Origin of the sequence: Pectinatus frisingensis, from assembly GCF_015732285.1 — a bacterium.
Lineage (GTDB): Bacteria > Bacillota > Negativicutes > Selenomonadales > Selenomonadaceae > Pectinatus > Pectinatus frisingensis.
On sequence record NZ_WIQU01000022.1, the window covers coordinates 1 to 12769 of the forward strand.

At 39.4% G+C, this 12769-nt stretch carries 14 protein-coding genes and 2 pseudogenes; all 16 read left to right on the plus strand.

The genetic code is table 11. The features are described 5' to 3' along the window. Window positions 1-1922, plus strand: a pseudogene (locus I6751_RS03025) (hypothetical protein); the annotation flags it as partial. 17 nt (window positions 1923-1939) lie between these two features. Continuing rightward, the gene (locus tag I6751_RS03030; RefSeq protein ID WP_196592138.1) at window positions 1940-2365 is read left to right on the plus strand and encodes a hypothetical protein; all 426 of its coding nucleotides are present in this window, start codon (window positions 1940-1942) and stop codon (window positions 2363-2365) included. Between the two features lie 386 nt (window positions 2366-2751). After that, entirely contained in the window at window positions 2752-3387 is a 636-nt protein-coding gene (locus I6751_RS03035) for a hypothetical protein (protein ID WP_196598984.1), read from the plus strand. A gap of 7 nt (window positions 3388-3394) precedes the next feature. Next, window positions 3395-3655 (plus strand): hypothetical protein, encoded by a 261-nt coding sequence (locus I6751_RS03040; protein WP_196592136.1) that lies wholly within the window; start codon window positions 3395-3397, stop codon window positions 3653-3655. Window positions 3656-3768: 113 nt separating this feature from the next. Beyond that, window positions 3769-5352, plus strand: coding sequence for a DUF637 domain-containing protein (locus tag I6751_RS03045; RefSeq protein WP_231038023.1), 1584 nt, complete (start codon window positions 3769-3771; stop codon window positions 5350-5352). A gap of 29 nt (window positions 5353-5381) precedes the next feature. Further along, window positions 5382-5657, plus strand: coding sequence for a transposase (locus I6751_RS03050; protein WP_196590715.1), 276 nt, complete (start codon window positions 5382-5384; stop codon window positions 5655-5657). Between the two features lie 32 nt (window positions 5658-5689). Next, window positions 5690-6547, plus strand: a complete 858-nt coding sequence (locus tag I6751_RS03055; protein WP_330998715.1) for an IS3 family transposase — start codon at window positions 5690-5692, stop codon at window positions 6545-6547. Continuing rightward, entirely contained in the window at window positions 6544-6951 is a 408-nt protein-coding gene (locus I6751_RS03060) for a DNA/RNA non-specific endonuclease (RefSeq protein WP_231038024.1), read from the plus strand. The genes I6751_RS03055 and I6751_RS03060 overlap by 4 nt, the downstream gene beginning before the upstream one ends. Beyond that, window positions 6944-7375, plus strand: a complete 432-nt coding sequence (locus tag I6751_RS03065) for an immunity protein YezG family protein (protein WP_196591662.1) — start codon at window positions 6944-6946, stop codon at window positions 7373-7375. The genes I6751_RS03060 and I6751_RS03065 overlap by 8 nt, the downstream gene beginning before the upstream one ends. Before the next feature lie 57 nt (window positions 7376-7432). Beyond that, window positions 7433-7729 carry a hypothetical protein gene (locus I6751_RS03070; RefSeq protein WP_196591663.1) on the plus strand — a complete coding sequence of 99 codons (297 nt, stop codon included), beginning with the start codon at window positions 7433-7435 and terminating at the stop codon, window positions 7727-7729. An 8-nt stretch (window positions 7730-7737) separates the two neighbouring features. Next, window positions 7738-7833 carry a hypothetical protein gene (locus tag I6751_RS14065; RefSeq protein ID WP_330998148.1) on the plus strand — a complete coding sequence of 32 codons (96 nt, stop codon included), beginning with the start codon at window positions 7738-7740 and terminating at the stop codon, window positions 7831-7833. Window positions 7834-8341: 508 nt separating this feature from the next. After that, window positions 8342-9427 (plus strand): tetratricopeptide repeat protein, encoded by a 1086-nt coding sequence (locus I6751_RS03080; RefSeq protein ID WP_196591665.1) that lies wholly within the window; start codon window positions 8342-8344, stop codon window positions 9425-9427. 134 nt (window positions 9428-9561) lie between these two features. Further along, window positions 9562-9756: a hypothetical protein gene (locus I6751_RS03085; protein WP_196591666.1), complete on the plus strand. Its 195-nt coding sequence runs from the start codon at window positions 9562-9564 to the stop codon at window positions 9754-9756. 169 nt (window positions 9757-9925) lie between these two features. Then, on the plus strand, window positions 9926-10774 hold the full coding sequence (locus tag I6751_RS03090; protein WP_196591667.1) for a tetratricopeptide repeat protein: 849 nt from the start codon (window positions 9926-9928) through the stop codon (window positions 10772-10774). A gap of 409 nt (window positions 10775-11183) precedes the next feature. Further along, window positions 11184-12488: an ATP-binding protein gene (locus I6751_RS03095; protein ID WP_196591668.1), complete on the plus strand. Its 1305-nt coding sequence runs from the start codon at window positions 11184-11186 to the stop codon at window positions 12486-12488. Window positions 12489-12497: 9 nt separating this feature from the next. Then, a pseudogene (locus I6751_RS03100) lies at window positions 12498-12740 on the plus strand (integrase core domain-containing protein); the annotation flags it as partial. Between the last annotated feature and the right edge of the window lie 29 nt (window positions 12741-12769).

The window sequence follows — 12769 nt, forward strand, 5'->3', positions numbered from 1 at the left end:
TAGCAACGGGCGGTACTAATGCCTCGGCAGACAAAGGCAGGATAGACTCCGATTACCAAAGCACCGCAGACCAGTCCGGAATCTATGCCGGAAAAGACGGCTTCGATATTACTGTTGGCAAAAATACCGACCTTGAGGGAGCAGTCATAGCCAGTGACGCATCACCGGACAAGAACAAGCTGAGCACCGATACCCTGACCTATTCGGATATAAACAATAAGGCAAGCTATGACTCTAAGAACACCGGAGTGAACTATAACACCGGAAAAGATGTCAAGACAAAAGACAAAGGCCTGACTCCGGATATAGGAGTAGAAGCAAAGGGCAATGCCGCTGGCACGACTAAATCAGCTGTAGCACCAGGAACTATAGATATAAGAAGCAACCCTGGGCAGGATATATCCGGCCTCAGCCGTGATACAAAAGACGCTTTAAACAAGCTGGGCAAAATCTTTGACAAAGAAAAAATTCTGGAAAAACAAGAAGCAGCGACACTATTTGGTGAAATCGGGTTTAAAGCAATTGGCGATATTGCTGAAAAATTGGGCTGGAAAGAAAAGGATGCCAGAAAAATAGCTTTGCATGGAATAATTGGTGGCATAATGTCCGACATAAATAGTGGTAAATTTGGAACAGGATTTACTGCGGCAGGAGTAAATGCACTGGTAATTTCCAAGCTTATGGAAATAAAGGGCAAAGATGGAATCATGCCGCTTATACCACCGGATGTAATGCAAACCATATCGGCCGCAACAGGTAAATTATCAGATGGTAATGAAGGCGCGGCAATAGCTCAAAGCGGAACTAAGAATAACATATACGAACACTATGATAAATATATTGTCAAAAAAGCCTTAGCTGAATTTAAAATGAAGGAAGCTCAGTGTTTAGGAGATGTTAAGCAGTTACTAAAACTAGGACAGGAGTATTTGCCATATATAATAAAAGCTGCTGACCTTAAGCCCACCGACGGATACAAGTTCATCCCAATAGTTGAGCAAGGTTCACTCATGATAGCTGAAGTAAAGCTTGATGTAAATGATCAAGGTAAACTTGATAAAGACAATATGGGCAGAATTTATGTTTTAAACAACGATGGAACTACAGCCCCAATGTTTATGACATGGGTGGATATTAATGATCGAAACTTTTTTGATGGATTAAATGATGGGTTGGCTGGAGAAAGTTCGCAGTTAATAGACGGAATCAAGGAGATGCTTGAGCATCCAATAGACACCGTAAAGAGCCTGTCCGGTCTGATAAGTGACATTTATAATGATCCTGCCTTGTTGAAGAGAATATCAAAAGAAAAACTATCTGAGTGGGAAGATCAACTGAAGATTTTTGATACAGGAAATGATTATCAACGAGGAAAAGCCAATGGAGAGCTTATTGTAGATGTTCTTGAAACTTTTTCATACGTTGGTCTTGACGGAAAACTTGCCTCTGAAGTACCTAAAATGGCTAAATTAGAAAAAATATTCAGCGCCGATGAAATCGTTGTTAGACCCACTAAGGTTATTGAGGGGTCGGGTAAAGCTACTACAGTTTTTCGGGATGAACTATCACAGTCTAAATCATCGCAAGTTTGGGGAGAACTAAGTGATGGCACTAATCAAGGCATCAAGCATTTTGCAGATTACTGGGAACTGTATCCAGAAAGAATTCCTTCTATAGCAGAACGTTTAGGAGTAGATCCTTCCAAATTTGCCAAAACCGCAGAGGGATTTGAAAACTTTACAAATGAGGCGCTACGAATTACGAGAACCGAAGGGGTGCAAATGAAGGAAATTGGAGGCAAGAAAATCTACTTCATGAATGGCGCAGAAAATGCAAAAAAAGGTGTTGTTGTAATCATGAAGGATGGGAAATTACAGTCAATGATGCCAAGTGAACTAAGATCATTCCTCAAGATGGAATAGAGAGGGGGCTACAAACAATGCGCGGTAAAATAATTCAAATAAATTCCGATGGCTATGAAAGATGTATCAACATAGAATGTTACGACTCCAAAGTTGGGGCAATCTGGTGTTACTTTTTAGATAAGGAATATCTAGAGCCTGGGCAAGAAATGGAGTTTATGCCGAAAGGGGCTGAAGTAGACATTGATGTGTCTGTAGTCTTCGTAAATAAATATGAGGTGGTGGATGATTCCGCAACGATGGAAATGAGGCAACCGATAGAGCAATCTTCACATGTTCAAGTTAAGGCACTGGTAGTACAAATCATTGACGAGTGGACAATGGTTTGTAACATAGGTGTTTTGGAAAATGTAGTAGTTGAGTTTGAAACGAAAGTATTGGGAGTAAATGTAGGTCAAAAGTTGAGTTTTGAAGGTGAATTACAAATGGTAATACAAGAATAAGAAATATCCCTGAAATGTGCTAAATGTGTGACTTGCTCTACAACACTTACTAGATAAACTAGCTGCAGAAGATAGGGAATCTCGCTGCAGAACGAACGCACTTTAGGAGCAAAGAGTCTACACAGCATATTAATAATGAAGTCCTTGTTTGGCAAATTGACTGCATAATCTAAATTCTGCAGTCAGTTGCCCAAAATGCTCCTAGTGTAGCGGCAGTACCGTCGGTAGCATCAATGACGTAATTGTCCCTACTGATCCTACTCGTGGGAAACAAACTAAATAGCATTAATAAGGCTAAACTATTCAGTGACATTGTATAATCCAGGGGTGAATTTCCGCAGGGAAATAGTATAATAAAAACCTTTGTCTATGATTCAAAAACCAGCGTGGTTAATAATGTTCACAAGGCACTGGATATAGCAGGTTTTATCCCGGGTATAGGATCATTTTCTGAAGGCGCCAATTCATTATTATATGCTTTTCAAGGAGAAAAAGGCGAAGCGGCACTGGCAGCATTATCGGCAATACCGGGCATCAAGGCAGTAAAAGTTTTAAAAGACGGCATACAATATCTTAAAATAATACCCGAATCAGGGGAAGCTGGTAAAGCATTAAAAGAATTATATGATGTTGAAAAAACAGCCGGAAATACCGGAGATGTTATTGAGGTAACTGCGGAGTCGGGTAAAGATGCGGGTAAAATACCTTGGAATAGTTGGACAGATTATGAAAAAGTAACTATTACTATTAATGGAGAAGTACAGACTTACGCCAAAGTCGGTGATCGATTGTATTCAAAACATGCAGTTGACAGAATGCAGCCCAGTGGAAATAGATATGGTTCTTCGATTACCCAGGCTGGTGGAGATTATGGAAGAAGTGTCGCTCCAGAATACATAGAACAAGTAATAAAAGAAGTAAAACCTGTTTTGCAGGAAAATGGTAATCTCTCTTATACATCAGGCTCTTTGCAGGTTATTACAAATCAACAAGGAGCAGTTGTTACCATAATAACGAAGTAGTTAGGAGTTGATAGAGATAGATACACTAGGGCAATTAGAGTTAATTTGTAAACGATATATAAATAAAGAATTCGAGCTAGAGGAGTTTCAGAGTCGGTTAGAAACACTAATAATTTCTGATGAGAAAAAAGCAGAAATAGAAAAGGTTCGGCTTGATGCGGTAAATAGATTGGAAAAAATTAGATTTTGTAATTTAGAAGCGAATTTTTATAAGTATGGAGTAGTCGTAGCTACATCTTTGGTTGAGTTTGTTAAAAGGATGAGGTGATTCTCAACATCATCAATGAAACCCGAAGTGACGGCAGGAGATACCCTGAAAACGAACTCGGGTGAGAGGATACCACCATCACCGGCGCCAAAGCCAGCGGTGGCAAAGTAGAGATGAATGTCGGCCGTGACCTTGCTATAAAATCACTGCAGGATACGGATGATTACAATGAACACAACAGCTCCTCAGGTATAGCTATAGCAACGGGCGGTACTAATGCTTCGGCAGACAAAGGCAAAATAGACTCCGATTACCAAAGCACTGCAGATCAGTCCGGTATCTATGCCGGAAAAGACGGCTTCGATATTACTGTTGGCAAGAATACCGACCTTAAGGGTGCGGTCATTGCCAGCACGGCTAGGCCAGATAAGAATAAAATCTCTACGGATACGCTGACACACTCGGATATTCAGAATAAGGCGGATTACAGCGCAAGCAGCGTTGGAGTTAATGTCAATACGAAGCCTGATGCTAAATATAATGAACAAGGAATAACTCCTAATATCGGAGTACCTGCATCAGGAAAAGCAGACAGTACAACTAAATCAGCAATTGCTAATGGAACGATTGAAGTACGGAGTAACCCAAATTCTGATTTGAGTAATCTGAGTAGGAATACTGATCAAGCAGTAAATGTATTAGGGAAAATTTTTGATAAGAAAACATTTGAAGAAAAGCAAGAGTTAGCAAGGGTATTTGGTGAAGAAGCATTCAAAGCAATTGGCGAATTATCTCGAAATCAACAAGACAAAGCGGATATTGCTGGTGCATTAGCTGATAAATATGATGAACAAGCTAAAAAAGATCGTGCTAATGGAAAGATAGAGAAGGTTGAGAAAGATGAAAAACTAGCACAACAATGCAGGGATATACAAGAACAACTTGCTCCATGGGGTGAAGGCGGAGCGAATATAACGGCATTACATGCTTTGGTTGGTGGACTTTCAGCCGAGTTAGGTGGAGGTAGTTTTGCTTCAGGTGCTGTCGGTGCAGGAAACGCTGAAGCAAGTAGAAATCTTCTTAAAAATTTATCGCCAGATTTACAACAATGGGGTAGTGCTATAATTGGTGCTGCGGCAGCAAAAGTTACAGGGAATAATGCTGGTACAGGAGCTACTACAGCTATATCAGGAACGGTAAATAATGACCTAGCGCATAGGGCGACAGGAATTGCGAAGGGGGTAGTAGATAGTTTAAAAAGCGATGTACAAGGTTTATGGAATATGTTTGCCAATCCGAAAGAAACAATAGATGCCATAAAAGATGCAGCAGGAGCAATATATGATTTAGGAAAAGAACAAGGTTTTGGTGCAGTGTTTAAACAGATAGCCAATGCAGTAGGTGGCGAGTGGGTATCTAAGTATAATAATATTCAAAGTGATTTTGCCAATGGAAATATTGATGAAAATACTTATGATTATCGTATGGGAACTTTATCAGGTGAGGCAGCGTATTTTATTGCTACTACCGTTCCAGAACCAGAAAAATTATCACTGAGTCCTAAGTTAGTAAGTGCACTTGGAAAAATTAGCAAGGCAAAAGATTTTGAAATGCCTGAAATGGTAGTGACAGCAGATAAATTAAAAAAAGTCGAATACGGTGACCAATATACAAAAGTAAATGGAAAGAAGAGTTTAAAACCCGATGTGGAATATACAACTTGGACTGATATAATAAAAGCGTACACCCAAAAGTGATAAAATAGTATCAATAGAGGTGTGCGAAAATGGTAAAAAAGTACAATGAAGAATTTAAGCATGACGCGCTGAAACTGGCTTCAGAGATTGGGGTTCGCCAAGCCGGCGAGAAGCTTAATGTATCTACGAAAACGCTATATGCCTGGCAACGGGCCGAGCGGCTGGCGCATGGCATTGCGCTGAAAGGCTTGCGTCCCGGAGAAAGCGTTGAAGAAGGCCTCCGGCGTCTAGAAAAAGAAATGGACGAACTACGGGAAGCCAATATGATATTGAAAAAAGCGTTGGGTTTTATGGCGGGTCGATAAGCGGATTAAAACCGCGGCAACTGTATACATGGATTGCCCAGAACCGTGGAACGGCCAGTGTCGCACTTTGCTGTATGGTGCTGTCCGTCCGTCGGGAAGGGTATTATGCCTGGCAAAAGCGGCTAAGCCATCCTGATCGGGATGGTGACCTAATATCGGCCCTGAAAGCCATTAGAGCAAAACATCCCTGCTATGGGGTCCGCAGTCTACGTGACGAACTGCCGGCAACAGTGGAAAAACCTAGTTATGGGAAATGTTACACGCTATGCCGCGACAACGGTCTGCTGCAACGGCGCAGGAAGTCGCATGGTATTACGCGGCGTAGCTTTAAAGACCAATTGAGTGAGGATTTAGTAAAGCGCGATTTTACAGCAGCCGAGGCGAACACCAAATGGTTGTCGGACATAACGGAAATGAAGTGCAAAGACGGAAGATTATATTTAGCCGCTATTCTGGACTGCTTTGATGGCGCTATTGTTGGCCTGTCGATGGCGGCGCACAAGCGGGCTGACTTATGTGTTTCCGCGCTGAACAGTGCCATAGGCCGTTACGGAGAGCGCCCGGACCTGATTATCCATTCAGATCGCGGCAGTGAATACACCAGCCATAAATATCGCCAAGCACTCCAAAAATATAAGCTACTGCAAAGCATGGGACATACGGGAAGCTGCTATGATAACGCTCGCATGGAAAGCTTTTTTGCCACATTGAAAAAAGAACTTATCTATAAATTGCCCTTGTACAAGCTGTCACGTCACCAGGTTCGGCAACAAATATTCGCCTGGATTGAGCTATATTACAATACCGAGCGACGGTATACGGCCAATGAGGGAAATCTGCCTCCCCTTAAAAAGCGAGCCATAAATCAGGCCCAAGCNCGCTTTTCTTGACTATTTCAACTACCGAAGGATACAAATATGTTACAGATAGTGATGGGCGAATATCATCTGTTGAGGCGAATTTAGAATCTGGTATCGCAGATAGAAATAAATATGCGCAAAGAACAGTCGGTGGGGATGACAGATTACCTAATGATGATGGTGGACATTTAATAGCAAGTATCTTCAAAGGTTCTGGAGAAATTGATAATTTAGTACCAATGAATTCTACGTTAAATCGAAGTGAATATAAATCACTGGAAAATACTTGGAAGAATGCTTTGGATGAAGGTAAAACCGTAAATGTTAAAATTGAGCCAACTTATAATAGTGGATCTGTAAGACCGGCTAAATTTGACATCGAGTATACTATTGATGGTAAAAAATATAAGAGGAGTTTAACTAACTATGAATGAGATGAGAAATATGGAAACTAAAAAAATGGAAGAATTGTATGGTCAAATTGCTGATTTATTAAATCAGATGATTCCAGAAGAATGGTCAAGAATTTTATTATACTCAGAAGTTCGGGAAGGAATGTCACAAGTGTATTTTTATTATTATCGTACATCACAGGATAAGCCAATATATAGTTTAGATATCGTAGATATCTACAATATCGATAAACAAAATTTCAAAAATTTCGACCACAAGTTATATGATTGTTTCGAAAGGCTTTGGGAGGAATTTAAGATACAAGGGCAAGAACCATGGACACATCTTACATTTTTCCTAGATAGTACAGGAAAAATGAAAATTGACTATAGCTATGAAGATGTTTCTGAAATCAGCCCTGTAGAGCAACAAGAGAAATGGGAGGCTAAATATTTAAGTTTGTAAAATTAATAAAATCCATTAGTAGATTCAAAGCAACTAAAATGAAAAGAGGATTACCCAATGTTCAATAAACAAATAAAAAATATCTTTCTAGTAGCCTTCATGCTTTTCAGCATAGTAGCCATTACTCAGCCAAATACTACCTATGCTGCTGACGCATCTACAGTCGGAGTGGTAAACTACCAGCAATTAATTAATCAGCATCCTGATATGGCGCAAGCGAATGAAACATACAAAGCAGCAGTTAAACAAGCACAAGATGATTTTAATGCTAAATCAGCTAACATGAAGGATCAGGATAAAAAGCCTTATTCAAACAGTTACAACAAGGAATCCAACAAAAACAACAGGAACTAATAAACGCTATTCGTGATAAAGTAAATGCTGCAATCAAAGCGGTAGCTGATGACAAAGGATTAACCGTTGTTGTGGATAAAAGCGTTATCGCTTGGTGTTGTTAGCACATGATTCATTGGCAGGGCTTATTAAAATGATTGACTTGAGCGAGACCTATCCTGACCAAAGTGAGTTATTTGAAGAATACTGGTCAATGAAAGCTGACATGCTTGAATCGTTGAAACAAGAGGAAATATCTCTGTGACTAAAACTTATTGCAAAATGACGGAATTTCGTGGCTACAATGCAAAAAATCATACACCACCATGCTTGCTGATAAACAGAAGGTGCAAAAACTGACTGCATAATCATAATTCTGCAGCCAGTCATCCCCAAAGCTCCTAGCGTAGCGTCAGTGCCGTGGTAGCATCAATGACGCAATTATCCCTACAGATCTACTCGTGTAAGACAAACTAAATAGCAGCAATACTGGATATAGCAGGTTTTATCCCGGGTATAGGATCATTTTCTGAAGGCGACAATTCATTACAATACAATATTTTGATAGGATACTGTGTTTAACGGAGCAATCCGTTGATAAATGTTCAAGAAAAGAGATAGGAGCGTTTTGCTATGAAAAAAATTTTACCAATTATATTTTTTACATGTATGTTTATATTTTCTCCAATAAGCAGTGCAGCAATATATGTAAATAACGAAAATGGATATTCTATTGATTTACCAAATGGATGGAGTTTAGAACAGGAATCTGAACAGATTACAAATTTTTCAAATGCCCAAAAAATGGATTTGAAAATTATTACCAAACCTTCAAATGTTAAAGCTCATTCGCCTGAATATGATTTAGCAAATTTATATTACAATACTAAACAAATTAATCAAATTTCTTGTGTTAATATCCGACCTGACCTAATAGCTAATCAGATCGCTGTATGCGCTGATTTTTCTCAGCAGGAAAATACTAAAACTTATTCAGATGGTATAATTGCACAATTTTATTATAATAATAAACTGTATATATTATTATTTAGTGGTAAACAGCAACAGAAAGAAGCAATGGAAAATGATGCAAATAAAATACTGAAATCAATGAAGTTTATGCAAAAATCATCATTTGAATTATATACAGACGGACAACAAGAAACTGCTCAAAAAAATTATGAGGCGGCATCTGTTGATTATAAAAAAGCCTTAGAATTAACTTCCAATTACACAGGGGCAATGCACCAACTGGCTTATAATTATTCTGAAACAGGTGAATATACTAAGGCAATTGATATTATGACTTCAGCGATTAATATACAGCCTAATGATCCTGAATATTATAGTGAACGGGGATATGCCTATTTTAATACTAATGATAGTATTGATGCCATCTCAGATTTTTCTAAAGCAATTGAATTGGACAATAAAGAGGCCCATTATTATGGTGGACTTGGCAATGCTTATGCACAGCAGAATAATTATCAAGCTGCAATAACCGCATTCGAAAAACAGTTTTCGTTAAGTGCTAAAAGTGGTAATTCAGCAGAAGCACAATTTAATTTGGCACAATGCTATGAAAAATTAGGGTATAGGGACAAAGCTTTGGAGCAATATAATGCTGTGCTGAAATCTCAAGATTTACCAGCAGAAATAAAAGCTAAGGCTGAGGTTAGAATTAATAATAATTGGTCAATTCTGCAAGAATGGCTATAATATACGCAATATAAAAGCTGTGCGAATATTATCATGGTTATTAAACTAATCAAAATCATTATGATGTATCCAATTATAGTAGTGCAAGATAAGTTTGTGTTTTTGATAAAAATCTATAGAGTGATATTTTAACAATGCTCAAAAAATTATTCAATGAAACGATGCAGGAAATGCTGGAAGTGGAAATGGATATGATTCTGGGTTACCGCGATTACTGGTATGCATATACGCTGGTGCTTGAATATGTAGAAATATTTTACGATACAGTACGGATTTACAGCAATTGTGATTATATATCGCTAGATGAATACAAAAAAATGTATCAGTAATGTCAGAAAAAAGATACATAATTGGTAAGATAAAGATAAAATACGTTTATCGTTTTATTTATACCAAAAATTGACACAGAACAACTGTAAGACAATAGCAATATTGTTTGTCTATTGAAGATGTTATTATATAAACTGTAGTTAATACATACTAAAAGGTGATAGTATTATGAAGAAATTATATATTGGTATTATGCTGACTTTAGGTCTTTTAACAATTGGATTTGTCTTTCAACCTTTATCAGCTTTAGCATCGGTAGAAAAATCACAGAAAGAATCAGTGGTCTTGGAAGGGAATAATGAAGAAAAATGTGCAGAACATATGAATCAAGGTAAAGTGTATGTGAGCCAAGGGCAATATGCTTCAGCACTAAATGAATATAGTTCGGCTATTGAATTAAATCCAACATTTGTACCCGCTTATTTTAATCGTGGATTGATGTATGAAATGCAGAAACAATATGATTTAGCATTGACCGACTATGACCATGCTGTTGAATTAGACCCGACAGATGCGCAAATATTTGATGCTAGAGGTAATATATATATATATCTGAAAAAACGTGATTTAGCATTGGCCGACTATAATCATGCTGTTGAATTAGACCCGACATATATACAAGTATTGTACGATAGAGGCATGTTTTATTTAAGACAGAAGAAATATGATTTGGCAATAGTAGACTTTAACCATGCTATTGAACTGGCACCGACAGACGCGGAAGCATTTTGGCATAGAGGTGATTTATATTGTTGGCAGAACAAGTATGATTTAGCGCTAGCAGACTATAATCATGCTATTGAGTTAGACCCGACAAATATACTCTATTATACTTCTCGTTTATTACTGTATAAACAAGAAGGAAAACGTGATTTGGAATTGGCTGATATACAGCATTGTTTAGAATTAGCACCATATGAAAGTAGTTATAGTCTTTTGGTCGATTCTTTATATAAACAAAAATCATTAGCAGATACACCAACAGAATTAACGAATCAAAAAGATAATATTGAATGATGTATAGAATATTGTAGTGAACCCAAAGTTAGACCTAACCGTAGTAGCATTTATAGTAAGCGATTACCATTCTGTTATTAGTCGCTTATCGTCGAAAGGTGTGCCGGAAACGGTGTACCGACGCTTTATCAATATTATCTGGCAAATAAGCCGGAGAATTCAGACTGAGTTGTGCTGCCTGTGACGAACTTCGACGCTTATTTAGGCACGACCATCTTTAGTCGGAATTGGCTCGCCAAGCTGCCGGAAAGTATTCTATAGCGTGAAAATGACTATGGTGTGTATAAGTAATATTTGTATAATACATTGGATATTCGTCGTAAAAAGTGTTATTTGTTTTCTTTATATCGTTGATATTTTCGATTTTATGCGCTATACTGTACTCACGTTATCATGTGGAGGTGAGTGTATGTACCGATTTGCTATTGAAAAACTCTATAAATGGAAGAAAAGCAAGCGCCGAAAGCCGCTGATCATCGAAGGGGCGCGTCAGGTCGGCAAGACCTGGCTGATGAAAGAATTCGGTTCCAAGGTGTATGCGAATACCGTATATATCAACTTCGACTCTAATTCTAGGATGGCGGAGCTGTTCGCGTCTGACCTGAACACTGATCGCCTTATCATGGGGTTGGAGCTTTACGCCGGTCACAAGATCGACGCCGAAAACACGCTGCTGATTTTTGACGAAGTGCAGGAAGTGCCAAGGGCACTTTCCTCTCTTAAATATTTTTATGAGAACGCACCGCAGTATCATATTATCTGCGCAGGTTCGCTGTTGGGTATTGCTCTCCACGGCGGAACCTCTTTCCCCGTTGGTAAGGTAGACTTTCTCAAGCTCTATCCGCTTTCTTTCCGGGAATTCCTGATGGCGACCGGCAACGAGCGATTCACTAAACTACTGGACAAGCAGGATTACGAGATGATCACCTCCTTTAAGCAGACCTACATCGACGCGCTTAAGTACTATTATTTCGTGGGCGGTATGCCAGAGGCCGTGCAGAGCTTCGCCGAGAACAAGGACTTTAATGAGGCTCGGGAGATACAAAAGCACATTTTGGCGGCGTATGAGCAGGATTTTTCCAAGCACGCGCCCTATGAGATCGTGCCGAAGATCCGTATGATATGGAACAGCATTCCCTCTCAGCTGGCAAGGGAAAACAAGAAATTTATTTACGGTCTTGTCCGCGAGGGTGGTCGTGCGAAGGAATACGAGACAGCGATCATGTGGCTCACCGATTGCGGGTTGGTGCACAAAGTCAGCCGGGTCAACGCCGCCGGAATCCCGCTGAAAGCCTACGAAGACCTGCGGGCGTTCAAGCTGTATATCGTGGACGTGGGGCTATTGGGTTGTATGACTGGACTTAGGCAGCGCACACTGCTGGACGGCAATAACCTGTTCACCGAATTCAAAGGTGCACTGACAGAGCAATATGTCTGTCAACAGCTCAAAACCATTGAGGATTTGGGCGTCTATTATTTCACCAACGACCGGGGTTCCTGTGAGGTGGATTTTGTCATCGACACCGGCGAAAAGGTCATTCCGGTGGAGGTCAAAGCCGAGGTCAATCTCAAAGCCAAAAGCCTGCGGGTGTATAAGGATAAATTTAATCCAGAAATCTCCGTCCGTACGTCCATGGCAGATTACAAAAAGGAAGATTGGCTGGTAAACTTGTCACTGTATGCGGTGGAAGAGATAGATCATGTTGTTTCATAGAAAATTATTGAATTCTGCAAGTCAGCCGGCATCCGGCAGAGTATGAGTAAGGCCGGTTATCCTTATGATAACGCGCCTATGGAACGTTATGACAATACATTGAAAACTGAGCTGATTTATCTGCATTATTACCATTCTGATCAGGAGTTGAATGCATCCATTGATGAATTTGCTTATGGTTGGTATAATCACGCAAGGCCACATTCATACAACGGTTATAAAACACCATATGAGGCGCGGTATAACTCATAAAGATTAGGTTGATGTGTTACAAAAATGAT